At 60.5% G+C, this 23,719-nt stretch carries 21 protein-coding genes; 15 read left to right on the forward strand and 6 right to left on the reverse strand.

The genetic code is table 11. The features are described 5' to 3' along the window. Positions 1 to 1,977, forward strand: a 1,977-nt coding sequence (locus tag SMC1_RS07255) for a DsrE/DsrF/DrsH-like family protein (protein ID WP_119086115.1), incomplete at its 5' end; no start/stop codon positions are given. Positions 1,978 to 2,054: 77 nt separating this feature from the next. Here SMC1_RS07255 and SMC1_RS07260 read toward each other — a convergent pair. The 3 genes from SMC1_RS07260 to SMC1_RS07270 all read right to left on the reverse strand — a co-directional run bounded on the left by SMC1_RS07260 (position 2,055) and on the right by SMC1_RS07270 (position 2,962). Then, positions 2,055 to 2,198 carry a TipAS antibiotic-recognition domain-containing protein gene (locus tag SMC1_RS07260; RefSeq protein ID WP_119086116.1) on the reverse strand — a complete coding sequence of 48 codons (144 nt, stop codon included), beginning with the start codon at positions 2,196 to 2,198 and terminating at the stop codon, positions 2,055 to 2,057. Positions 2,199 to 2,321: 123 nt separating this feature from the next. Further along, entirely contained in the window at positions 2,322 to 2,525 is a 204-nt protein-coding gene (locus SMC1_RS07265; protein WP_207798757.1) for a cold shock domain-containing protein, read from the reverse strand. A 230-nt stretch (positions 2,526 to 2,755) separates the two neighbouring features. Next, complete coding sequence (locus tag SMC1_RS07270; RefSeq protein WP_119086117.1) at positions 2,756 to 2,962, reverse strand: cold-shock protein; 207 nt, start codon at positions 2,960 to 2,962, stop codon at positions 2,756 to 2,758. Between the two features lie 281 nt (positions 2,963 to 3,243). On the opposite strand from SMC1_RS07270, the gene SMC1_RS07275 reads away from it, so the two are divergent. The 4 genes from SMC1_RS07275 (at position 3,244) to SMC1_RS07290 (ending at position 6,717) form a co-directional block, all read left to right on the forward strand. Then, a complete protein-coding gene (locus tag SMC1_RS07275) occupies positions 3,244 to 3,891 on the forward strand; it encodes a hypothetical protein (protein WP_119086118.1) in 648 nt (215 codons plus the stop codon). Positions 3,892 to 4,077: 186 nt separating this feature from the next. Next, positions 4,078 to 4,608, forward strand: coding sequence for an ECF transporter S component (locus SMC1_RS07280; protein ID WP_119086119.1), 531 nt, complete (start codon positions 4,078 to 4,080; stop codon positions 4,606 to 4,608). An 89-nt stretch (positions 4,609 to 4,697) separates the two neighbouring features. Continuing rightward, positions 4,698 to 5,444: a 2,3-diphosphoglycerate-dependent phosphoglycerate mutase gene (gene gpmA / locus SMC1_RS07285; RefSeq protein ID WP_119086120.1), complete on the forward strand. Its 747-nt coding sequence runs from the start codon at positions 4,698 to 4,700 to the stop codon at positions 5,442 to 5,444. Positions 5,445 to 5,655: 211 nt separating this feature from the next. After that, positions 5,656 to 6,717: a WD40/YVTN/BNR-like repeat-containing protein gene (locus SMC1_RS07290; RefSeq protein ID WP_119086121.1), complete on the forward strand. Its 1,062-nt coding sequence runs from the start codon at positions 5,656 to 5,658 to the stop codon at positions 6,715 to 6,717. 124 nt (positions 6,718 to 6,841) lie between these two features. On the opposite strand, the gene SMC1_RS07295 is transcribed toward SMC1_RS07290, so the two are convergent. From SMC1_RS07295 to SMC1_RS07305, 3 genes are all read right to left on the reverse strand, one after another. Then, the gene (locus SMC1_RS07295; RefSeq protein WP_207799352.1) at positions 6,842 to 8,017 is read right to left on the reverse strand and encodes an FprA family A-type flavoprotein; all 1,176 of its coding nucleotides are present in this window, start codon (positions 8,015 to 8,017) and stop codon (positions 6,842 to 6,844) included. A 43-nt stretch (positions 8,018 to 8,060) separates the two neighbouring features. After that, complete coding sequence (locus SMC1_RS07300) at positions 8,061 to 8,483, reverse strand: MarR family winged helix-turn-helix transcriptional regulator (RefSeq protein WP_119086123.1); 423 nt, start codon at positions 8,481 to 8,483, stop codon at positions 8,061 to 8,063. Positions 8,484 to 8,636: 153 nt separating this feature from the next. Continuing rightward, on the reverse strand, positions 8,637 to 8,816 hold the full coding sequence (locus tag SMC1_RS07305) for a hypothetical protein (RefSeq protein WP_119086124.1): 180 nt from the start codon (positions 8,814 to 8,816) through the stop codon (positions 8,637 to 8,639). Positions 8,817 to 9,004: 188 nt separating this feature from the next. Here SMC1_RS07305 and SMC1_RS07310 point away from each other — a divergent pair, with 188 nt between their 5' ends. The 10 genes from SMC1_RS07310 to SMC1_RS07350 all read left to right on the forward strand — a co-directional run bounded on the left by SMC1_RS07310 (position 9,005) and on the right by SMC1_RS07350 (position 23,656). Further along, on the forward strand, positions 9,005 to 9,259 hold the full coding sequence (locus tag SMC1_RS07310) for a hypothetical protein (RefSeq protein WP_119086125.1): 255 nt from the start codon (positions 9,005 to 9,007) through the stop codon (positions 9,257 to 9,259). Then, a complete protein-coding gene (locus SMC1_RS07315) occupies positions 9,259 to 9,771 on the forward strand; it encodes a hypothetical protein (protein WP_119086126.1) in 513 nt (170 codons plus the stop codon). Before SMC1_RS07310 ends, SMC1_RS07315 begins: the two co-directional genes overlap by 1 nt. Positions 9,772 to 10,035: 264 nt before the next feature. Next, positions 10,036 to 11,223 (forward strand): MFS transporter, encoded by a 1,188-nt coding sequence (locus tag SMC1_RS07320; RefSeq protein ID WP_119086127.1) that lies wholly within the window; start codon positions 10,036 to 10,038, stop codon positions 11,221 to 11,223. Between the two features lie 48 nt (positions 11,224 to 11,271). Next, positions 11,272 to 12,354, forward strand: coding sequence for a DUF362 domain-containing protein (locus SMC1_RS07325; protein ID WP_119086128.1), 1,083 nt, complete (start codon positions 11,272 to 11,274; stop codon positions 12,352 to 12,354). 68 nt (positions 12,355 to 12,422) lie between these two features. Then, positions 12,423 to 13,505 (forward strand): VIT1/CCC1 transporter family protein, encoded by a 1,083-nt coding sequence (locus SMC1_RS07330; protein WP_119086129.1) that lies wholly within the window; start codon positions 12,423 to 12,425, stop codon positions 13,503 to 13,505. Positions 13,506 to 13,525: 20 nt separating this feature from the next. Then, positions 13,526 to 14,083, forward strand: a complete 558-nt coding sequence (locus SMC1_RS07335; protein WP_207799353.1) for a GNAT family N-acetyltransferase — start codon at positions 13,526 to 13,528, stop codon at positions 14,081 to 14,083. Positions 14,084 to 14,475: 392 nt separating this feature from the next. Further along, positions 14,476 to 17,559, forward strand: coding sequence for a PAS domain-containing sensor histidine kinase (locus SMC1_RS07340; protein WP_165849311.1), 3,084 nt, complete (start codon positions 14,476 to 14,478; stop codon positions 17,557 to 17,559). 542 nt (positions 17,560 to 18,101) lie between these two features. Beyond that, entirely contained in the window at positions 18,102 to 18,473 is a 372-nt protein-coding gene (locus tag SMC1_RS10640) for a hypothetical protein (RefSeq protein WP_165849312.1), read from the forward strand. A gap of 35 nt (positions 18,474 to 18,508) precedes the next feature. Further along, positions 18,509 to 21,265: a DUF4209 domain-containing protein gene (locus SMC1_RS07345; RefSeq protein ID WP_165849313.1), complete on the forward strand. Its 2,757-nt coding sequence runs from the start codon at positions 18,509 to 18,511 to the stop codon at positions 21,263 to 21,265. A gap of 219 nt (positions 21,266 to 21,484) precedes the next feature. After that, positions 21,485 to 23,656 carry a histidine kinase N-terminal 7TM domain-containing protein gene (locus tag SMC1_RS07350; RefSeq protein ID WP_243626527.1) on the forward strand — a complete coding sequence of 724 codons (2,172 nt, stop codon included), beginning with the start codon at positions 21,485 to 21,487 and terminating at the stop codon, positions 23,654 to 23,656. Positions 23,657 to 23,719: the final 63 nt, after the last annotated feature.

Below are 23,719 nucleotides of genomic sequence, written 5' to 3' on the forward strand. Positions count from 1 at the left end.
GTCGACGTCGCACTGGTCGAGATGCTGCCGCAGGTACTGGCGTTCCTCGACCCCGACATCGCTGCCTACGCTCATCAGGAACTGCAGATGCATGGTGTCGACCTGCACCTGGGTGATGGAGTCAAGTCGTTTGCGAAGAACGTGGACAGCACACTGACGGTAACCCTGACCAGCGGGACACAGCTTGCAGCAGATATGGTCATCCTCGCCATCGGCGTACGACCAAACACGCAGACAGCCGAACACGCTGGACTTACGATCGGCACCTCCCACGGCGTCCTGGTGGACGAGCACCTCCGCACCAGTGACCCCGATATCTATGCCATCGGTGACGTCATCGAGGTCGAACACTTCGTCACGAAGAGCAAGGCGCTCATCCCGCTGGCAGGCCCGGCGAACCGGCAGGCACGCATCGCTGCCAACAACATCATCGGCAGAGATGATATCTACAAAGGAACACAGGGCACGTCGATCGTCAAAGTCTTCGACCTGGCAGCAGGCGCCACCGGCGCCAGTGCGGCTCTGTTGACGAAACTGGGCATCCCCTTCCGGTCTGTCACCATCCACCCGGGTTCGCACGCTGGATACTACCCGGGAAGCACGCCGGTCCATATCAAACTGCTCTACAGCCCCGAGGGCAAGTTGTTCGGCGCTCAGGCCGCCGGCTACGACGGCGTGGACAAACGCATCGACGTCCTGGCCACAGCCATGCGTCTGGGTGCTACCGTCGACGACCTCACCGACCTCGAGCTTGCTTATGCTCCACCCTATGGCAGTGCCAAGGATCCAGTGAACATGGCGGGCTTTGTTGCTCAGAACGACCTCGAGAACCTGGCACCCGTCGTGACACCTGACCATCTGGCCGAGGAACTCGCCAAGGGAGCCGTTCTCCTGGACGTGCGTGAACCGGAAGAGACGTCCTGTGGCATCATCCCCGGCGCGCTGACCATTCCACTTCCCGAACTGCGCAACCGTATCGGCGAGTTGCCCGCGGGAGCAAAGATCATCCTTACCTACTGCAAGGCAGGCCTGCGTGGGTACGTTGCACAGAGGATCCTGGCCCAGAACGGGTTCCAGGTTGCCAACCTGACCGGTGGCTATACAAGCTGGGAGGCTTCTGTGACACATGGTGTTGAGGAACAGCCGACGCGGCCCGAACGCGAGGCGGACGATCAGCAGACCTGCACCAGCGGGCCGTGTGTCACGAAGGCGGAATTGCCGGCGCCACGCGCTCCAGTTTCCGCCAAAACCGTCGAGATCGATGCCTGTGGCCTTCAGTGCCCAGGACCGCTGCTCAAACTGAAGGAAGCCCTGGCACAGACAGGGCCCGGTGACCTGATCAAGGTCACGGCTTCGGACCCCGGGTTCTACGCCGACGTTGCAGCCTTTGCCCAGGCACAGGGTCTGGAAGTGGTGGACCGCCAGCGCGGGAAACTGGTCACCGCGACACTGCGGAAGCCTCTTCAGGCAGCTGCCACAGCAGGAGTCGTCGTCCCGGGCAAGGCGGACGACCACGCGACCATCATCGTGTTCAGCAACGACCTGGACAAGGTCATCGCGGCGTTCATCATCGCGAACGGCGCTCAGGCCATGGGCAAGAAGATCAGCATGTTCTTCACCTTCTGGGGCCTGAACGTCCTGCGCAAAGATGAGAACGTGCGCATCAAGAAGACATTCATCGAACGGATGTTTGGCATGATGATGCCGCGTGGCGCCACGCACCTCATCCTGAGTAAGATGCACATGATGGGCATGGGCACCCGCATGATCCTGAGCCTCATGAAGAAGTACAACGTGACACCTGTCGAGGCAATGATGCGGTCTGTCCTCGATGGCGGCGGCACATTCATCGCGTGCACCATGTCGATGAACCTCATGGGGATCCACCGCGAAGAGCTCATCGACGGCATTGAAGAAGGCGGTGTGGCGACCATGCTGGGCGACGCTGACCAGGGTCATATCAACTTCTTCATCTAGCTTACTCTTTCATTGGAGCAACAATCGCCCCGGCATACAGCCGGGGCGATTGTTATTGGTCCAGTGCTTCGTCGATCCTACGCGCCGTTGGCCGTACAGTAAACCTTCATGGCGTCACGGAAGAACGTCGCCAGTCCGGGCCACACCTTGTCATATGTCGCACTGAAGCGAGAATCACCCACGTGGGCCATGTGTGTTACCTTCCCGATCATATAGGTCATCTCTGCTCCTTTCCGCTGTCATGGCAGCACATACCATGACGTTGCGTCATAGTCAAGAGGGTAGGACAAACGAAAGCCCCCAGCCTACGCTGGGGGCTGATTGGGTTCAGTATAGGGGGAGAACTACTTGATCGTGACGTCCTTGGCCTGCGGACCCTTGTCGCCTTGCACGACTTCAAATTCGACCGCGTCGCCTTCCTTCAGCGACTTGAAACCTGAACCGAGGATGGCGCTGTAGTGGACGAAAACGTCCTTGTCGCCGTCATCACGAGTAATGAAACCATAACCCTTCTCTGCGTTGAACCACTTGACTTTGCCTGTAAGCACTGAAACCTCCATAAAACTTGGCATGTACTATCTTGCCATAAAGCAGTATATGGAGTATCTTCCCCGATACAAGTGCCGCGTTGCAATATGTAAATTCATTATATACTCGCATTGCCTTCTCGTGTGTTATTTCCGTGAACGCAGGAACGACGGCGGGAATATCTATGGTGGACAACCAAGAAAAGTCCCCGGCGTAAGCCGGGGACTCGATTGGGTTTAGGTGCCAGTGATTAGGCCTTAGCCTGGACGTCCTTCGCCTGCGGGCCCTTGTCGCCCTGCACAACCTCGAACTCCACAAGGTCACCCTCCTTGAGGGACTTGAAGCCAGAGCCGATGATTGCGCTGTAGTGGACAAAAACGTCCTTCTCGCCGTCATTACGACTGATGAAGCCATAGCCCTTCTCTGCGTTGAACCACTTCACCTTACCTGTAAGCACTGATGACCTCCATACACAATTCTGGCATATCCTATCTTGCCAGTAAGAAGTATACAATTCCAAGAAAAACACGTCAATACCACTGAGGCAATGCAAAACAGTTCACTTGGTCGTGTCACTCCTCATCTCGCCTTCAGCCCTTGTGGCAGCGCAGGCGGAAACCCCGTCGTAACCTGACCAGCCTCCTTACCGTATACGAAGTGAACGGTGCATGAACCAGCTCACCCGTCATGACGGGCCTGAGCCCAGGTCTTCTTGCAGCCTGCACAAGGGGGTACGAGATGAACAACAATGAACAGCACGAACGCAACACGAGAACCCTTGGACTCTTGCTTCTGGCCGTGGGCGCCTGGATCCTGGTCGCCAGATTCATCCACATCGACCTGGGAGCCTGGCTGTGGCCCTTCTGGATCATCGTCCCCGGCGGACTCATCATGGCACTCGGCTTCCGCGATACACAGCGTAGCAGTAAAGGCCTGGTCACCTTTGGCAGCATCGTTGCGGTAACAGGCATTATCCTCTTCGTCCAGGACATCACAGGGCAATGGCAGAGCTGGGCATATGCGTGGGCTCTCCTGTTTCCGGGCAGTATTGGTCTTGGTCAGTACCTGTGGGGCAAGCGCGCCGGCGACGTGACAGAGGTCCAGAGGGGTGAGAAGACCATGCAGACTGCGTTCGTTCTGTTTGTCGCCTTCGGTCTCTTCTTCGAAGTAGTCCTCGGGCTCGGAGGGTTCCATCTTGGTACGGCGAGCCGTATCGTTGTGCCCGTCCTCCTGATCGCCGGTGGAGCAGCCCTGTATATCATGTCGATGAACGGCGGCCGCAAACAGGTTTCCCCGCCTCCGTCGCGCCCGCAGAGCACGCCTGTTCCGCCGCAACCCCCTGTCCAGCAGGTCGACTCCCAGGACGACATCACCCAGCGCCGCTAGAACACTAGACGTATCCGTTCCTCCGCCCGGCTGCTGTGCGGCCGGGCTTTCCTTTGGGAATCCAGTGCCTCCTGTAGCGCAAATGAGGACTGTCCGCAGCGTTACAGGATCCAAGACACGGGTTGACAGTTGCGGGGGCTGTTCTTATAGTGAGAGGCACCCATCCTGTTGAACATCGAGGTACGAATGACACGACGCTTCCCTGTGCGAACCCTGACGACGACCGGCCTGTTGCTGGCGGTGGGATTGCTGCTGCCCATGATTTTTCACTCCCTGTTCGGAGCGGCGGGCGGCCAGATGTTCCTGCCGATGCACTATGCCGTCCTGCTGGGTGGACTGTTGCTGGGCCCCGTTGCAGGGGCATTCCTCGGCGTCACCACCCCCGTGCTCAGCACGCTCCTGACGGGCATGGCTCCGGTCGCCATCCTGCCACCCATGGTCGTCGAGCTGGCCGTCTACAGTCTGGTCGCCGGGGTTGCCCATCGTCACTGGAGACTCGCGCCACTGTGGTCGCTCCTTCTTGCCATGGCCGCGGGTAGAATCGCATTGGGCCTGGCAGTCGCCCTGCTGGGACCATCCATCGGCCTGAAGCCTGAACCTGTCGCTTACGTCCTTGCCAGCATCGTCGCCAGCCTTCCCGGCATCGTCGTGCAGATCGTGGTCATCCCGCTCCTTCTCGCGCGCGGACGCCTCGAGCGCTTGATTGCGGACCACTGACGGGATCCGCGCCCCTCCACAGAGGTTTCACGATGTCCTCGTTGCTTCCGCTATGCTGAAGGAGAATCAACCTTCCGAGGAGGAGACACATGTACAAAATAGTACTGCTCCGGCACGGTGAAAGCACGTGGAACAAAGAGAACCGGTTTACTGGCTGGACCGACGTCGACCTGTCCGAGAAGGGAATCGTCGAGGCACACGACGCGGGCAAGCTCCTGAAGGAGAGCGGGTTCACCTTCGACCTGGCATACATTTCGGTCCTCAAGCGGGCCATCCGTACGCTGTGGATCGCCCTCGACGAGATGGACCTCATGTGGATCCCTCAGGTCCGCAGCTGGCGGCTCAACGAACGTCACTACGGGGCCCTGCAGGGACTCAACAAGGCTGAGACGGCACAGGAATATGGTGACGCCCAGGTCAAACTGTGGCGGCGCAGCTATAGCACGCAGCCGCCCGCTCTGCTGAAAACCGATGACCGCTGGCCGGGACACGATCCCCGTTATGCCGACGTGCCCGAAGACGATCTGCCGCTGACCGAGTGTCTCAAGGACACCGTCGCACGGTTCATCCCGTACTGGGAAGAGACGATCGCGCCTTCACTGAAGGCCAGTCGGAAGGTTATCGTCGTCGCCCATGGCAACTCGATCCGCGCCCTTGTGAAGTACCTCGATGGCATCAGCGATGACGACATCGTCGATCTGAACATCCCGACGGGCATCCCGCTCGTGTACGAGCTGGACGAGCACCTCAAGCCTATCAGCCACACCTACCTCGGCGACCCTGAGGCTGCTGCACGAGCTGCCGCTGCTGTCGCAAACCAGGCAAAGGCCACGTAACTGGACCAGCGTCTGCTCTAGTACAACGACCCTGTGTCCCGGTTGTCGTGCCTGCGGAGACTGCTATCCCCCCATATCGTGTGGTTGGTCGGGAACTTCGTGAGGTGATGCGACGTCTTAGGTAGAGATAGGCCGTATGGATGGGTTCATATGGCATGTCCGGTGACCGACACCATCTAGAGAAACTCCCAACAGACGCTTGGAGGCGGTTATGCTCAATAGGAGAACAAGGACTGCGGCTATTGTCTCCGCAGTTGCTGTACTGGTGGTGGCAGCAGGGATCGCGGTAATCCTTGCCAGGTCGGATCAACAGCCCATCATGACGCAGCCGCAGGACCTTTCGCAGATCACATTGATAGACAGCAGGACCGGCTGGGCATTGACCAAGAACGGCCAGATACTCAGGACCGTGGACGGTGGAGCTGCGTGGGCCGACGTTTCCATCTTTCAGGCGCCCCTCCCTGTACAGGCCCCCCCAACGATTGGTACCTGCTTTTTTGACGGGCAGACGGCGTTCGTCGCAACCAATGCCGGCACCGCCAACCACCCGCAGATTGTGGTCTACCATACAAGCGACAAGGGCTCGACATGGAACAGAACAACGATCACGACCATGCTGCCTTGGGAGAAGGACGACATCGGCGGCGTCAAGATTAGCTTCGCTGACGCGTCAAACGGTTACCTCATGATCACGGGGACACCCGGGGCTGGACAGATGGCAAAATCACTGTACCGGACGACCGACGGTGGCAAGACCTTCTCCTTCGTCGGGGACATCACAGGCATAACGGATGCAACTGGAACGCTGAACGGAGTAGCGGGCTATCCGACTGGCATGACGTTCTCCACGCCTGAAACCGGATTTGTGACGTGCTCCTATAGTGCATACACGTTTGTGCTGATGTTTAAAACGACGGACGGTGGTGTAACGTGGAAACTATGGTCCTTGCCTGTTCCTGCTGCATATGAGAGCTTGTCCCCTGCGAATGATTATTACGCCGACGCGTATCCTCCCGTGTTCTTTGGAGAACAGAAGAAGACTGGTGTTGTCATGCTGGATTTTGTGCAGGACGGCAAACACGTGATGCAGTCGTACCGCACTACCGACGGTGGCGGCACCTGGACGTTGGGTCCTGCTTCGAACAATCCGGATGTCAGAACCTATTCTTTCATCGATGCCACGACCGGTTGGGGCCTGGACGAGAACGGCAAGATCTTCACGACAACGGATAGTGGAGCGACGTGGATACCGGTGAAGACAAGCAACCCGTAGCAACCTCTGAACATCTTGCAATAGCCCTTCGCGTTGTTGGACGCCTGTCACCCCGACAGGTGATATAAAGACAGAACCCCCGGCCTTACGGCCGGGGGTTCGTTGTACGAAGAACGTGCGTGGTTCAGTGAAGGCCCGCTTCGCGATGCCTGGCGGCAATCGTGTCCGCCAACACATCGATAGCCTGCATGTCGGCGGCACGAGGCTCGCCTTTAGCGAGGACGGGTGTGAGGAGTTCGGCCTTCAGCGGCGCGATGAGTCCGCCAAGGATGTCGACGATGCGTTGACCCCACCCGAACGACCCGACGATGGACACAAATTGCGTCTTGGGACGAAGAGCTCCAGCCAGGTACGCGATCTCGATGGTCTTGGGATGCGGACCCGTCAGCACGGCAGGGGTGCCAATGACGATGGTCGCAGCGTCCACGAGGGACATGGCGATCTCGCCGAGGTCGGAGGTCGTCAGGTCGAACCTCTCGACGGTGACCCCCCGGTCGGCCAAGGCCGCCGTGAGGCGATCGACCATCTTCAGCGTGCTCCCATGCATCGAGATGAAGGGGATGACAACCTTGTTGTGCGGAGGGTCGCCTGCCCACTCGCGATAGGCATCCATGATGAACGTCGGGTCCTTGTAGATAGGACCATGGCTTGGGCAGACCATGTCGATCTGCATGCCGGCCAACTTGTCCAGATTCTTGATGACGAAGCTGCGGAACGGCATCATGATCTCGGCGTAGTAGCGCTTGGCGCCGTGCATGACGATGTGGCGCTCGGCGAACACGCCCGACTGCGCCCGGTGCGAGCCAAGAAAGTCGCACGAGAATAGGACGTGGTCTTCCTCGATGTACGTACCCATCGTTTCGGGCCAATGGACCCATGGCAGGTAGATGAACCGCAGGGTCTTGTTGCCTAACGACAGAGTCTCGCCGTCGGCGACGGTTTTGAACCGATCGTCCGGGATATCCAAGTGTTCCTGCAGCAACTCCTTTGCCTTCGGATTCGTTACCAGCACAGCCCCAGGATACCGGGCAAGGACGGCAGGGATGGAGCCGCTGTGGTCCTGTTCGGCATGCTGTGCAACAAGGTAATCCAGGCGCTGGACAGTGTCGAGCTGAGCCATCAGGACGTCAACCTTGGCCGGATCGACAGTGTCGACCAGCGCGGTCTTCTCACTGCCCCGCACCAGATACGCGTTGTAACTGGTCCCTTCAGGCAGCGGGATCAGCGAGTCGAACAGCCTGCGGTCCCAGTCAACCGCTCCCATGAGGGTGATGCCAGGCATTATTGGGCGTGCATTCACGGTAACCTCCTTGTTCTTATCAACAGGCTACAGTAACGTGCCTTCAATCGATATGTGGAATCACCCTCTCCAGCATCTCGAGAAGAGCCTCCTGCTCATCTACTGCCAGCGCACCGAGCATCGTCTCCAACTTGGCTGCGCGCAGAGAACGTGCCTTGGAAGCGATTTTTCTGCCCTGCGGGGACAGATACAGGCACACGGCACGCTGATCATTAGGATCGGCGCCGCGCTGCACCAGCCCCAGGTTCTCCAGTCTGCGGACTCCAATGCTGATGGTCGGAGCAGTCAAATCGAGCCGTTCGGCAGTGTCCTGCACGCGGCATCCAGGATGCTCAGAAAGCGACAGCAGCAACGAGAGCTGAGACGCGGTCAGTCCACCAACTCGACGCGGATCTTCAGTCTCCCAGTAGTTGCGCAGCTCCGCCAGAACTAGTTCCATACGCTTGCTGTTGGTCATCTTTTTCATCACGGTTCCCCCTTACTTTGATAAGCTAAGAGTAGAGGGCATTTGACATCCGTCAATGGTCTTTTGTAAAGATATCAAGGAGAAGGAGACCGCTTGCTGCATTTTGACAGCATTTGCAGTGTTGACTCGGTACAGGTGTGAACGATGCCCCGGTCAATGCAGGATCGACCTCAGCAGGGCGACCCCGCCGATAAGCAGGAGCAGCCACCAGAAACACAGCACGAAGATGAACCTGAGCACAATCCACACGAACTTGAACGTAGCCCCCGTGACTGCTCCCACCACGAGAGGCGCCGCGACAACAATGCCAAACGGTACAAGGACCAATTCCATCGCCACCACCTCCACACCTTGTCTATGGTCGCCGCGCGCAAACGTTACACGTCCTGCGGAGCGCAGGAGACGCCTGTCATCTCGTCTCCGTTTCCCGATCAGAGGTCACCACTCATTGACCGTGCGCCGCCTTGGACTATCCTGACAGTGCGCATACGTTCCGGCGACATAGGTGAGAGGGGGTCAACATGAGCAAGCGATGGGTCAGTGAACTGCTGGTGACAATTGTCGCTGCCGTCTGTACGGCTGTCATGGGGGCCCTGTTCTGGAGCTTTGGTTCGCGTACTGACTACTGGGGCCTGCTCATCCCTGCGCTGTTCCTTGTCTTCTACATCAGCTGGAAATCAGCGAGTCGCGCGCAAGAGTCCGTCTCTGCCGTCCCGTATTCGGTACTCATGATTCTCGTCTCCGCCCTCGTGCTCGTCCTGGACCTGAGGTTCTGATGAATACCCCTGAAGTAGAGACCGTCCTCCTCGCCTCTCAGGCGGTCGAGCGGCAGGGCGCCTTCAAGTCCATCGAGCTGACTATGCTGTTGACTCGCTCGTTTGTGGTGCTTGCCCCGTTCGACCAGGCGAAAGTCCGCAAGATTCGTGAGGCGAGAACAGCTGACGCAAAAACCCAGGGGGCAAGCCGTTTTCAGCAGATGTGGTACGCCGCCCAGGCGCCGTTCGCGCTCATTGACGGGTATCCCGGGATGACGCTCGCCGATGTCCATGTGGAACTGCCGACAGCGCGTACGCTGGGCTATGCCGACCTCGAGGAGGTCACTCTTGTCGAGAACACCCCGCCGCCGGGCCGCTTCGGTCCACGCACCCCCGGAGAACCTCCCCACAAGCTCATGCTCACGACGACGACTGGAGAGATCTCCCTGCAGGTCGACGGTCACACGGACCCACGCGAACTGCGCCGATTACTCAAAGGGATTGCCGGAGACAGGTTCGTCGCGAATGAGTGACCCAGGCAACTGGGATCGTCAACGCCGAACTGCCACGCCCACCGTGGAACCTCCGGGCAGAAGTCTGGACGCCACACATTGCATCACCAATGTCCGGAAGCGGCATGCAGCCTGAAGTATTTCGGAAGTTGACATAGTTCAAAGGTTTGCTATACTAATAACAGAAGAAGGTAGCCTCGCGCGGAACATTGCTTGCGTTCATGGCGGACTCGTCTGCTCGCTTCGAGGTTGCCTTTTTCGCATGTCCCAGGAGAGAGCCGAACGATGAGCCGCATACGAAAAGCACTGCTTGCAATCTCTGGTGGTCACTTCCTCGTCGAATGGTACGCCGCCTTCCTTCCCCCTCTCGTTCCTATCTTCCGCACCCGTCTGGGTTTCTCTCTCGGGGCCGCCGCCGCACTTGGTGCCAGTCTCCCCATCGTCTCGGGCCTTGTCCAGACGATCTTCGGCCTGCTGTCCGACCGCATGCGGCATGCCAACGCGCTTGTCGTCACCTCTTCCATCCTCGCCGCCGTTTCGCTGGCACTACTGCCTTTCGCCCGCAGTTTTGGCTGGCTCCTGCTCATCTTCACCGCCATAGCTCTGTCGCTTGCGATGTTTCATCCACAGGGGGCCGCCGGTACGAGTCAGCTGTCCTCGACGAATAGGGGCCGGTTCATGTCCATCTTCAACTTCGGCGGGTCCATGGGCTCCTTTGTTGGTTCGCTGACTATCATCCCTCTCTTTGGATTGCTGCACCTCGAGCGCTTCTGGATCCTAGCCATCCCGAGTATCGCGCTGGCTTTCTTCCAGGTGTTCGCGCTCCCACGCCAAGAAAACCCCACAATAGCTGTACGAAACAGCAACGGTGGTCGCATGACAGACAGTCCTGCGTTCAAAGGGTACCTCATGCTATTCGCCAACTCCACGCTGAACGCGATGGTCTACAACGGCGTCACCATCCTGCTGCCCCTGCTGTTCCAGGGACTCGGGTTCCAGCCGGGCAAAGCCGGTGTCTACCTTGCTCTTGGTTCACTGGTAGGCGCGGTCGGCAATGTCATCGGGGCCGAACTCTCCGACCACATCGGGCGCAGGGCGATCAACATTATCGGGGCGACAGGCATGGCCGTGACCCTCCTGATGTTCGTCCTGACCGGTTCGACCAGCATCGTCTGGTTCCCAGCCATGTGTTTTTTCAGCTGCTTCACATTGAGCTCCAACATCGTCTTCGCGCACGAACTGGTCACAAATCACCGCTGCCTCGTCTCCGCGTCTATCATGGGCCTTTCCTGGGGCATCGGCGGCATTGTCGTCATTATCCTGGGTCAGTGGGCGCAGCACACCAGCATCACGTCGGCGTATCACCTGCTGCTCGGCGTTGCGGCCGTCCTGGTAGTACTGGCCTTCCTCCTGCCGACACGCCACGCGCTCAGGGCTGTTCTCAAGCCCGTCCCTGCACAGGAACAGGCTTGAGTCACGGGCTACTGCGGCTATCCTGTTGATACACGACAGGAGGAACATATGCAGGCATGGATCGACCGGGTCGACGACTATGACGAAGGGCGATTAAGTGACGTGTTCGCAAGCCGCCAGGAGTTCCTTCTGGGCGGGCTCGTTCCCGGCGACACGGTCCTCGTCAAGCCAAACATCCTACAGGAAGCAGAACCTGAGCGAGCGCTGGCGACCAACCCTCACTTTATTCATGCCTTCATCCGGTTTCTGCTCGGACACGGGCTGCGCGTCATCGTTGGCGACATTCCGGGCAACCATGTCCCCAGCGAACGCCTGGCAGCTGACTTTGGCCTCGAGGAATACGCCGGCGACGATCGGGTCACCATCTGCCACCTGGACCAGTACGGGTTCAGGCACGTCCATCTCGAGCACCCACGGAGCCCCCGGCCTATCACCCTGCCCGACCTGCTGTGGCAGTCCAAGGTCCTCTTCAACCTGCCCAAGGCAAAAACTCATTCATTGACGCTGGTCACGGGTGCCGTCAAGAACCTGTTCGGGCTCACGCCCAAGGCTGAGCGCACCGGTCTCCACATGATTCCGTCCGGCGACGAGTTTGCCAGGTGCCTCCTGGACCTCCATACCGCCCTCCCAGTGCATGAACGGGTCGTCATGGACGGCATCCTCGGTATGGACGGCGAGGGACCCTCGGCAGGAAGGCCCAGACACTTGCGGGCCGTCGTCGTCGCGGACGATCCTGTCCTCGCGGACTGGGCCATGTGTCGCATGATGGGTATCGACTGGGAACTCACGCCGCTGTCGCATGTCGTTCCTGCCCCTGACGGTACACTCGCAGTCGGCGACCTCACGCCCATCCAGCCGGCATTCGCGAGGCCCCGCAGCTACATGGGTGGTGCGGTGGTGTCGATCGCAGCAACGTTCCAGCGCATCGTAGGCGCCTCCAACCGACCCATCCCCATGGTCGACACGTCGAAATGCGTCAAGTGCCGCATCTGCGCCCAGCGGTGCCCTGCGAAGGCAATCAGGCTTGCACCGTACCCGCAGTTCAACCGGAGGACCTGCGTGCTTTGCTACTGCTGTCACGAGATGTGTCCCCAGCAGGCAATTGTCCTCCGGCATACATTCCGCCGCTGAATTGTGAACGCCCTTAGTGCCAGGCACAATGGTCTTCACAATGTCAGCGAGTCTGAAAGGAGTCTTCCATGATCAATGAAACAGCCAAAGCGATGAGCTTCTACGCCGACGAGCGGGGTGCATCGCGCCTATATGCCTACCTGGCCGGGTCCGAGAAGGACCCTGCCCTCCGGGCGCGCTTTGCGGAACTGGCTCGGGTCGAGAACCTCCACATAGCCTTCTGGCGCGCGTTCCTTCTCAAGCGCGGCATCACCACCGCCGAGCCGTCGTGGTTCTCGTTCGCCTGGGCACGACTCCTGCGCCGGATACTCGGGACACGACACTACCTGTCCCTCCTCGAAATCACCGAGGCGACCACCGTCGACTCGTACTATGACTTCCTGAAGTCCGCAGTCCTGGAAGAAGCCGAGAAGACCGATATCACGCGCATCATCGGGGACGAGCTGGGCCATGAGGAAGAGCTGAAATCGCAGTTCAACGCACTGCCCAAGGACAACGTCCGCGATTTCGTGATGGGCATGAACGACGGTCTCGTCGAACTGCTTGGCGCGGTCACCGGTCTCTCGGCCCTCTACCCGATGCGTCCGCAGACCGTCGGCGTCAACGGCCTCGTCGTCGGCCTCGCTGGCGCGCTGTCCATCGCTTTTGCGACCTGGGCCTCGGTCCGCAGTCAGCGCCAAGTCAACGAAGGTATCCGGCGCAAGACCGACATCCTCTTCAGTGTCGCGCCCAGACGGGCACAGGCAGAACTGGCCAAGAAGCTTACCCAATCCGGGATACCCTCCGACTTGACCGACGAGGTCACCGGCAAGCTGGCATCGAACAAAGAGGCGATGATCGGGCTCCTCACCGAGAACACTTCCGTCAACGAGATCCGTAGCGCCCTGTTCACCGGCGCTGCCTACACCATCGGACTGCTGTTCCCCGTCCTCCCCTACTTCTTCGCGCGGAATTCGTTCACGGCGCTGATCCTCAGCGTCCTGTTCGCAGGGCTTGCCCTTGCCACTGTCGGCAGCATCATCACCCTGACGGCCGGCAGCAACGCCTTCCGCCGCAAGATCCGCGAGATGGTCATCACCGGCCTTGCCGCCGCCGCCGCTTCCTATGCGTTCGGCCGCCTGATGCAGGCCATGTTTGGCATCCACGCATGATGCAGCCAAAGGACAAACTGATGAGTGACGTCCCCGTCATCGTCAAAGGCACAAAAGTCGTACTGACCCCGCAGCAGCGGGAGAACGTGCCGACGTACTGGAAGTGGATCTGCGACCCCGAAGTCAACGCTGGGCTGACCGACACCGGGGCGTGCGTGTCCATCGAGAAGCAATACGAGTGGTATGACAACAACGTCGCCAAGGCCGGTGGGGGCAGTGTGAACTTCGACATCCATGAGGTAAACGGCATGCGCCTAGTAGGGGACTGTGTACTGTTCGATATCGACCACGCGGCAGGCACAGCCGAACTGGGAATCATCATCGGCGAGAAGGACTGCTGGAACCGCGGGTATGCAACCGAGACCGTCGCCCTGCTGGCGCGGTACGCCTTCGATGTCCTGGGGCTGAGCAATGTCATCCTGAATGCCTACGACTTCAACGAGCGGGCCGTCGCCGCGTACCGCAGGGCCGGGTTCCGCGAAGTCGGCCGACGCCGGGGTGTGCGTCATGGCGCGCGCATGGTGCAAGAGGTCATCATGGACATCGTGCCGGGCGAGGTTGCTGGGCTGACAGACTGAACCCAACGCCAAAGCTGGATTCCCGCCTGCGCGGAAATGACGGAGTGGCGCGCGCATTGCGGCACTTGACCCGCTCTGTGCCACGAGTATCCTGAGAGCAGTATCGTGCGAGTCCCCCACTTTTCGCGCGTGTGGCAAGAGAACTGCCATTCGACGAAGTCAACGAGAGTTCAGGAGCTGCGAATGGGCAGAACGTTCAGAAAACGGTCGTCGATAGTGCGCGGCGAGGCCGGCATAGCCAACCGTGGTTGCGAGGCGACCCGTGTCCACTGAATCCTTCATTGCGCCCATCAACAACGCCGCGCTGCTGCTGACGATGGTCTGGGCATCGTTCAACCAGGCGCCTGGAGAACATGACCAAACGTAACTCGGACACAGGCAAACGGGAGACCATGACTGACAAGGAAATTCATTCACGTGAGGCTCCCATAGTGCAGAAGCAGGCGGAGGAGGCACTGGCCAGGAGCGAGGCACTGCTCAACGAAGTCCAGGAGGTCTCCCGCGTCGGCGGCTGGGAGTATGACATCCAGACGCGGCATCTCACGTGGACCGACGAGGTGTACCGTATCCACGAGCTGCCGCCAGACTATGACCCCAACGACATCGCAAACGACATCCACTTCTATCTGAGAGACGACCAGGCGCGGATAGAGGAGGCCTTTGATCGAGCGGTCACCGTCGGCGAGTCCTATGACCTGGAGCTTCAGTTCATGACTGCCAAGGGCAACCACCGATGGGTCAGGACGATGGGGCGACCCGAGCTGAAGGACGGCCACCCGACCCGCGTCGTCGGCAACATCACCGACATCACCGACCGCAAGCAGGCGGAGGAGGCGCTGCGGGAGAGCGAGGAGAACTTCCGGCACTTTCTGGATGACTCTCCGCTCGGCGTGCGCATAGTTACTGCGGAAGGCGAGACAATGTATGCCAACCGGGCGATCCTGGATATCTATGGGTTCAGCAGCCTTGAGGAATTGAGAACAACACCCGTGGAAAAGCGGTACACGTCTGAGAGCTATATCGAATTCAAGAAGAGATATGAGAGAAGACAGCAGGGCGAGGATTCTCCTTCGGAATATGAAGTCAACGTCGTGAGGAAAAACGGCGAGGTCCGGCATCTTCTGGTCTCCCGCAAAGGGCAGCTTTGGAACGGTAAAAAGCAATATCAATTGCTCTACCGCGACATCACCGAGCGCAAGCAGGCGGAGGACAAGCTACAGGTCGCACAGCTGCAGTGGAGTCAGTTTTTGGAGGCTTCGCCAGACCCAATGTGGATCAAGGATCCGTCAGGACGGTATGTCGCGGCTAGCAAGACGTACTTTCACGTTGACCCAAGCGCTGAAGGCAACATCATCGGCAAGACGGATGCCGAGTGCTTTCCGCCCGAAAAAGCAGCGGTGTATGTGGCCGATGACCGTGTTGCCATCGAGACAGGTGCGAGCGAGGGCGAGTTCACTGCTGTGGGTGATGATGGCAAGCTCCGCACTTTTCTGACCAAGAAGGTCGTCCTGCGCGCGCCGGACGGTTCGGTAGCAGGAACTCTGGGCGTCAGCAGAGATATCACAGACCGCAAGCAGGCGGAGGAGGCGCTACTGCAGGCAAGAGACGACTGGGAAAGCACCTTCGACGCCCTGACAGACATGGTGACCATTCATGACAAGAATTTCAACATTGTCCGTGCGAACAGCAGTGCGCGTCGGATGCTGCAGCTGCCTCTCTCGGGCAATCTCACAAACGCGAAATGCTTCATGTGTTACCACGGCACGGAAAAGCCGCCTGAAGGATGTCCCAGTTGCAGAAGTCTCGTGACCGAGCAGCCGTGCTCCTCTGAATTCTTTGAACCCCACCTGAACAGGCATCTGGAAATCCGGGCCATACCAAGGTTTGACACTCACCACCAGTGCATCGGGTTGGTACATGTCGTCAGGGACATCACCGAGCGTAAGCAGGCGGAAGAAGAGACTCAGCGGGAACGAGCGTTTTTCGACCAACTGGTGGAGACAGCCCCGGAAGGCATTGCGATCGCCGATACCCAAGGCAGGATCATGCGGGTGAATGCCGAGTTCGTGCGCATGTTTGGCTATGGGGTTGATGAGGTCGTCGGACAATGTCTCGACGACCTGGTGGCTCCTCCCGCGCGCCAGGAAGAAGCCAGGGCGCTAACAAGGTCTACCGTTCAAGGCGGGAAAAACCTTCTGGAAACGGTGCGGTGCAGGAAGGACGGCACCCTCGTTGATGTGTCCCTCATCGGCGCATCTATTCTGGTCGCAGGGAAGCCGGAGGCGCTTTACGCCATCTACCGCGACATCACCGAGCGCAAGCAGGCCGAGGCTCAACTCCGTCAGTCCCAGAAGATAGAGGCCATCGGGACACTGGCAGGAGGGGTGGCGCACGACTTCAACAACCTGCTGACCGGCATCCTGGGCAACATCGCCCTCATGCGCGGCAGCCTGCCCCCAGCCGACCCGTTGCTGGAAAACTTGGCCGCAGCCGAGACCGCCGCCCGTCAGGCAGCTGACCTCACGAAAGGACTGCTAACCTTCAGCCGCAGGGCTATGGTCTCAGCGGTGCCCCTTGACATGGCAGAAGCCGTCGACACCACGCTGACCATCCTGAAACAGTCACTGCCAGCCACCATGGACATCATCCGCGATGTCGAGCAGCCAGCCTGGACCGTCCTGCTGGACCGGTCGCAGTTGACCCAGATTCTGCTGAACCTGGCCGTGAACGCACGCGATGCCATGAAGGGCAAAGGAACGCTGACGATACGCACCAGGAACGTGACCATCGACACAGCCTATGTCCACGAACACTTCTATGCGCGCACGGGTGAGTTCATCCATCTCAGCGTCACAGACACGGGTCCCGGGATGTCTTCGGAAGTCATGCAGCATCTCTTTGAACCCTTCTACACGACAAAACCAATAGGATCCGGGACGGGGCTGGGGCTCTCCGTCGTCTACGGTGCCGTCAAGCAGGCCGACGGCTGGATCACGGCAGTATCCACGGAAGGTGTCGGGACCACCTTCGACATCTACCTCCCTCGATGCCTGGAAGAACCCATGCACTCCTTCACTCCCAGTCCCCTCTCTGTGAACGTACATGGGGGAACGGTCCTGGTGGTCGAAGACGAGCCGGTCGTGCGCACGGTCACTCAGGCTCTCCTGAGCAGAAGCGGGTATACGGTTCTGACAGCACTGGACGGAGCATCGGCCTTGAACGTCCTGCGGGATCACCCTGTGGGCATCGGGCTCATCCTGCTGGACATGACCATGCCGGGTATGACGACCAGCGAAATCGTGCGGGCCATCCGTGCCCTGGACCCCACGGCCCCCATCCTGCTGAACTCCGGGTACACCTCCAACGGCGCCGTCAAGCAGATGCTCGAGGAGAACAGTGTCCAGGGGTTCCTGGGCAAGCCATACGACCTGGACCAGTTGCTGGGAAAGGTGCAAGAGCTTCTCCATAGAAGTTGAGCGGGCTGCTGGCGTCGAGATAACGACTCCAGCTATAGTTGGCAGCTACCCCAACAACAGACCCCGAAGACAACGCTGGATTCCCGCCTGCGCGGGAATGACGGATGCACGAACAGGACTGGATCCCCGAATACGCGGGAATGACAGGTCAGAGGATGAAGATGAGCATGTACGGATGTTTCGAGAGACGTGTAGCACAGGTGGCAACAGAAGCCTGAGAGCCCGGCCGGCAAGGGCTGGACCTCAGAGGCGCCGACAGGACCACACAACGAAGGCCCAGACCACCTTCCTCTCTTCTCCTCCCTCCACATCGCCCGGCTGCCCTGCCGGGCGACTTCCTTTCCCGGCCGTGACTACGCAGCATGTGAGGGAACGTGCCTGTTGTCGCGCCACAAATCCGTTATACTAGCAAAGGTGCACGGGCGTCTGCGAGTCCTGAAAGGGGCTCCTGAGCTGCCGAGTGCACGGGCGATCGCACCCCCAAGTCGTGCGTGTGGCCGTCCGCTGCCGTGGGACAGCGTTTTGGCCGCAGGGAGGATTGTATGACTGTTGCTATCGAGCCGGCTGAGCCTGTCACTGTGGAAGTGGCGCTCGGCTGTGGCACCTCGCGGACCGTAACGGTCCACTGGGAGGGGGGAACGTTGTACGCGCGCGCAGGCTCAGAGCCTCAGCTCGCGTTTCAACCATCCCTTGAAGCATGGAAGCGTTTCTGGCGTGCCGCCGACAAGGCGAACGTCTGGAACTGGGACAGCATGCAGCCGGCTGGCCGGCCTGTGCTCTGGCGAATCGCACTGGATACTGGTGCGAAGCGCGTCACTGCCTCTGGTCAGTCGAGCGCGACCGACGAGTTCAAGACATTTGTACGCGCCCTCAAGAAACTGCTTCCCGGCGTCAGCCTCCCCTTTTCCACGTGATATCTTCCACACCACCCATCCACTCGGAGGAACCCGTGTCAATCACCAGATTCGTCATCAAGAAAGAAGACATCGACCGCACAGCTTGGCAACAGGTCCTGGTCGAGGCCGACCAGAAACTGTGCTCGGTGTACGGCAGACTGTTCTACCAGCGCGCGCAGGAAGCAGGCAAGGCGCACGACTCGCGCACAGAGGCCGTCTACACGTTCCTCGGCGCCGTCGCTTCGCCCGAACTCAAGCTCGAGACCCCGTCGCGCGACCCCTTTGTCCCCGCTGCCGATCTTCAGTACTCGCGCACGCCGCTCCCTGAAGACTTCTCGGCCGACGAGCTACGTGTGATCAAACAGCTCATCGAGACTGTCCAGGACGCGGAACTGCGGTCCCGCCTAGCCGACATTCTCTGGGTACGTCAGGGGGACGCCAGCGTCGCCAGCCTGGCTGTCGACAGCTACCTGAGCAGCGCCCTGCATCTCAAGGACGTCGTCCAGTGGGCAGATGGCTACGATCGCCTGAAGCGTTCCTTCGACATCGCCGTCTTCCTGGGCAAGGAGACCAAGGCGTACCGCAAGACCATCGACTACCTTCAGAAACAGCTCAGTGAGTTTGGCGCTGAGGAGCCGACGCCTTGGTGGGCCAAGCTCATCAACCTGCTGCTGGACGCCGGCGAAGGCAACGCCTCCCGGTTCGCCAGCATCTGCGGGACAAGCGCACAGCGCTGCGAAACCGCTGAACAGTGGGAAAGCGCCCGCCTGTACTGGCAGGTCAAGGCTCGCTGCGAAACCGCCGCAGGGCAGGACAAGAACAGGGAAATGGCTCTCAAGCGCGCCTCCGACACCTATGTCAAACAAGCCGACGTCGTGCAGTCCGAGGCCCAGCCCAACACCGACCACGCGCTGGAACTGATGCGCAGCGCCATGGAATCGCTTGCCAAGGTCCCAGGCAACGAGCAAGCTGTCATCGAGCTCAAGAAGCAGGTCGACGCGCTCGAGCTGAAGCGCAACGATGCTCCCATGAAGAAGCCATCGCGTATGGATCCGGCCGGAATCACCCAGTGGGCACGTGACCAGGTCAAGAGCAAGGACCTGCGCGCCGCGCTCGTCGCGCTCGCCAATCTGGCCGAAACACCCAAGCCCGCAGAACTGGAAGAGCAGGTCGACGCCAAGACGGGCCGGATGCCGTTCCAGTATCTCATCAGCACGGTTGGAATGGATCAGGAGGGAAAGGCCTCCTCTCACGCTCCCGCCGCCTTCACGGGCGATACCCGCGAGATTCGCACGGCCAAGGAAGCCGAACTGTACCAGGAGGCCGCCCGCAATCGTCAGATTGCCGTGCTCGCGCTTATCGATCCCGCTCGCCGTCAGGTCCTGTCGGAGCATGTCGTTCGACTGGATGACTGGCGTTCCTTCACGACCGACAACCCATTCGTCCCCGTCGGCCGCGAGGAGATCTTTGCCCGTGGCATGGATGCGGGTATGGATGGCGATTTCCTTGTCGCAGTCTCACTGCTGACACCACAGGTCGAAAATGCCGTACGCATCGTCCTGAAGAAGGCCGGCGTCGTCACCAGCAAGATCGACATGCGCAACGTCGAGCAGGAGCGCGTACTCGGAGCCCTGTTGGACATGGACGAAGCTGAACGCGTCTTCGGGCGCGACCTCATGTTCGACCTTAGAGGCCTGCTTGTCGAGAAGTTCGGCTCCAACATGCGCAACGAGCTGGCCCACGGCCTTCTCGACCTCGACGACTTCAAGGGACCCGACGCCGAGTACCTGTGGTGGTGCGCTCTCCGCCTTATGTTCCTTCCGTCGTTGCAGGGAGTGAAGACCGACCTTTCGCGCCTCCGTCCCGGGACGCCCGCCCGTCAGCAGCCTGATCTGATCGATGTGCATGGACGCGTCCACCATCAGGAAAACGGTGTTGCCGAACCAGCGGTGACTGCACAACCGGCCATCACCGCTCCAGCACCTGCTCCCGTTCAGGCCACCGCCCTGTCTACGCCGCCTCAGCGTGCTCCTGAGCATGGCCGTGACCGTAACAGAGGACGTGGCCGCTTCGCACGCCGTGACCGGGAACAGAGACCGGTAGCGACGACTACTGCAGCTGCTCCGGTGTCCGCACCTGTACCAACGCCTGTGGCGGCCCAGCCGACACCCGCTCCTGTCGTCGAGGCCAGGATCACCCCAGTGGTGCCTCCAGTTTCGGCCCCCGTGACAAGACCTGCCGGCTCCACCAGACCCGTTGTCGACTTCCGCGCCGCAGTACGCGCAGCGATGGCGGCAGCCGGTCTTGTCGGCTCCACGGACACGAAGCCCCAGCAGCTACCTGTTGCCGCCCCCACGAGGGAACGTCCCTCAGAGAAGCCCGGACCTTCCTCCGCCACTACCACTCCCGTCGCCGCTCCGTCTCACAGACGCGGCCGCAGGCCATCACGCCCAGTGACCGCTGAGACAAAACCTGCACCACAGACACCCAGCGTTCAGAAGCCACAAGCTGGGATCGCACCGACGGTCGCCGAGAAGAAACCTGTCGAGACAAAGGTTCCTGTGAAGAACGCTCCACACCGTGGACAGCAGCCTGCAAGGACAGCCCAGCCGCAGCATGGACCGGCAAGACCAGGCGAGAAGAAACCGGAAGCAGCGAACAAGGCTCCTGTCGTCAGAGGCGGCAAGGAAGCCCTGAAGGTGGCTGCTCCGAAGCCTGGATCAAGACCAGGTGCACAGCCAACAAAGGCTCCCGCGAAGCCCCAGCGCGGACAGAAGGCTCCCAAGCCCTCGACGAACGACGCCAAGTAGTCTGCTCCGCATCACTCAGCTATCAGCCCCGGGACCACGGTCCCGGGGCTTCGTCGTTCGCCCCCCGGGCGCTCCGCGTGGACCTCCTGCCGCTCCGCTCTTTGACACACGCACATCTGTGGCTAGACTGTCCACACAAGCAGCCTTGCGGAAGACCAGGGCCAGAAATCGTCCCAGTGGAGCGATCGCGCACATGAAATGGATGGACGAACGTTGAACATGCAGGCGACACCGTTCACGCTGCCATTGCTGGCAGCAGCCGCTATCTCAGCAGCCGTCGCAGTCCTTGCCTGGCGACGCAGGCCTTCCCGGGGCGCCCGTGCCTTCTCGGCAACCATGTCTCTGGTGGTCCTGAACATTCTCGTCTCGCTGTTCCTCCTCGGCAGTACGACACTGGATTCCTTCCTGTTCTGGGTGAAGATGTCGTTTCTGGGTGGAGCCCTGAGCGTCGCATGGCTGGTCTTCACCCTCAGGTACGATGGGAGATCACTGCGCGATGTCACTCGCATTGCGGCGTTTGCAGCAGTTGAACCGGCAGTGGTATTTGTCCTGGCCTGGTTCAACGACCTGCACCACCTGCTCTGGACTCAGGCCGTCGCCGCGCCCATCACGGCCCCCGGCGCACTCCTGCGCGTCGACACACGCCTTGGTCCACTGTTCTGGGTCTGGAGCGCGTACCAGTATGCACTTCTGCTGTCGGGTGTCGTGATCCTGCTGCGCGGCCTGTTCAGGGTGCCCTCTGCCTACCGTGGCCAGACGGTCGCCGTTCTGGTCGCGATGGCCGTACCGTGGACCGCCAATGTCCTGTTCCTGGTTGGTCGGACTCCAGTCACCGGGGTCGACCTCACTCCCTTCGCCTTCGCTCTGAGCGGCATAGCCCTCTTCCTCGCCCTGTATCGCTTCCGCTTCCTCGACCTCGTCCCCATCCCCCGCTCGCTCGTCCTGGAGGCCAGCCCAAACGGAGCGCTCGTCCTTGACAGCCAGGGTCGACTCGTCGACATCAACGCCGCCGCCGAGGCAATCCTGGGGTGCTCCGCCCGCGACGTCCTGGGCGCCGAGGGGACGCAGGTCCTGCCTGCCCTTTCATCCGCAGCGTCCGGCACTGATGTCGAGCTGGCCTTCGTCCGTGACGGGGTGGAGCGCTCCTACGACCTTCACGTCGCTCCGCTGCGCAAGCGCATGGGGAAGCTCGCTCTCCTGGTCGACGTCACCGACCGCAAGCGCATGACCACGCGCCTGCTTCAGGCACAGAAAATGGACGCCCTTGGCCTCATGGCAGGTGGAATCGCCCATGACTTCAACAACCTGCTCACGGGCATCCTCGGCAACCTCAGTATCGTGCGCGACCAGGCAGGCCAGCCGGACTCCATCGCAGAGCCGCTGGCCCAGGCTGAGCAGGCTGCTAGGCAGGCTGCCGGCCTCACACACAACCTACTGACGTTCAGCCTCAATGGGAGCCCAGCGCCGACGTACGTCAACCTCAGCCAGTCTGTCGACCTCACGCTGCAGTCGATCGCAGAACTGGTGCCGCCCTCCGTGACAATCGCCCGGGACTATACACCGGGGCTCTGGAACGTTCTCATCGACCAGGTTCAGCTTGGACAGCTTGTCATCAACCTCGTCGTGAACGCCCGAGACGCCATGAACGGCGCAGGGACGCTGACCATCCGGACCAGCAACGTCGACGTTGACGAGTGGTTTGTCCAGGCACATCCCGACGCTCGGCCGGGCGAACACGTCCTCCTGCAGGTGACCGACACCGGCGGCGGAATGACCGACACGGTGCGGCAGCACCTGTTCGAGCCATTCTTCACGACCAAACCCGTCGGACATGGAACCGGCCTGGGCCTCGCGGTCGTCTATGGGGCAGTCCAGCAGGCTGGCGGCTGGATCACGGTGGACACGGCGGCAGGAGAAGGGACCACCTTCTCCACATACCTGCCACGGTGCAGGGAACCGGCGAAGGCTCGGGCGGCGCAGGAACCACGCACGCAAAGAACACAGGGGCACAAGACGGTGCTGGTCGTGGACGACGAGGAGATGATCCTGCAGCTCACCAGGCGCATGCTGGAACGCTCTGGCTACAAGGTAGTGACCGCTGCGGACGGTCCGTCGGCAGTCGCCGTCATCCAGGGGAATCCTGCCGCCGTGGACCTCGTCCTGCTGGACATGACCATGCCAGGCATGACGGGGGACCAGGTGCTCCGGGAACTGAGACGGCTGGGGTACTCGGCCCCTGTCCTCATCTCGTCGGGGTATTCGCTAGGTGGCAGCATCCAGGATCTGGTTCGGGGTCCTGGAGGCGCCGACGGGTTCCTGCCCAAGCCGTACACCATGCAGGAACTCTCAGAGGCGGTCTGCGCGGCTCTGGGCGGCGTCCGGACGAGCTGAGCACGCCCGTGTTGCACCACGGCGCATCGTCGCCATGCTGCTCGCAGGAGGTGGTCTCATGAG

It is taken from the genome of Candidatus Cryosericum septentrionale, assembly GCF_003570995.1.
Classification (GTDB): Bacteria; Caldisericota; Caldisericia; order Cryosericales; family Cryosericaceae; genus Cryosericum; species Cryosericum septentrionale.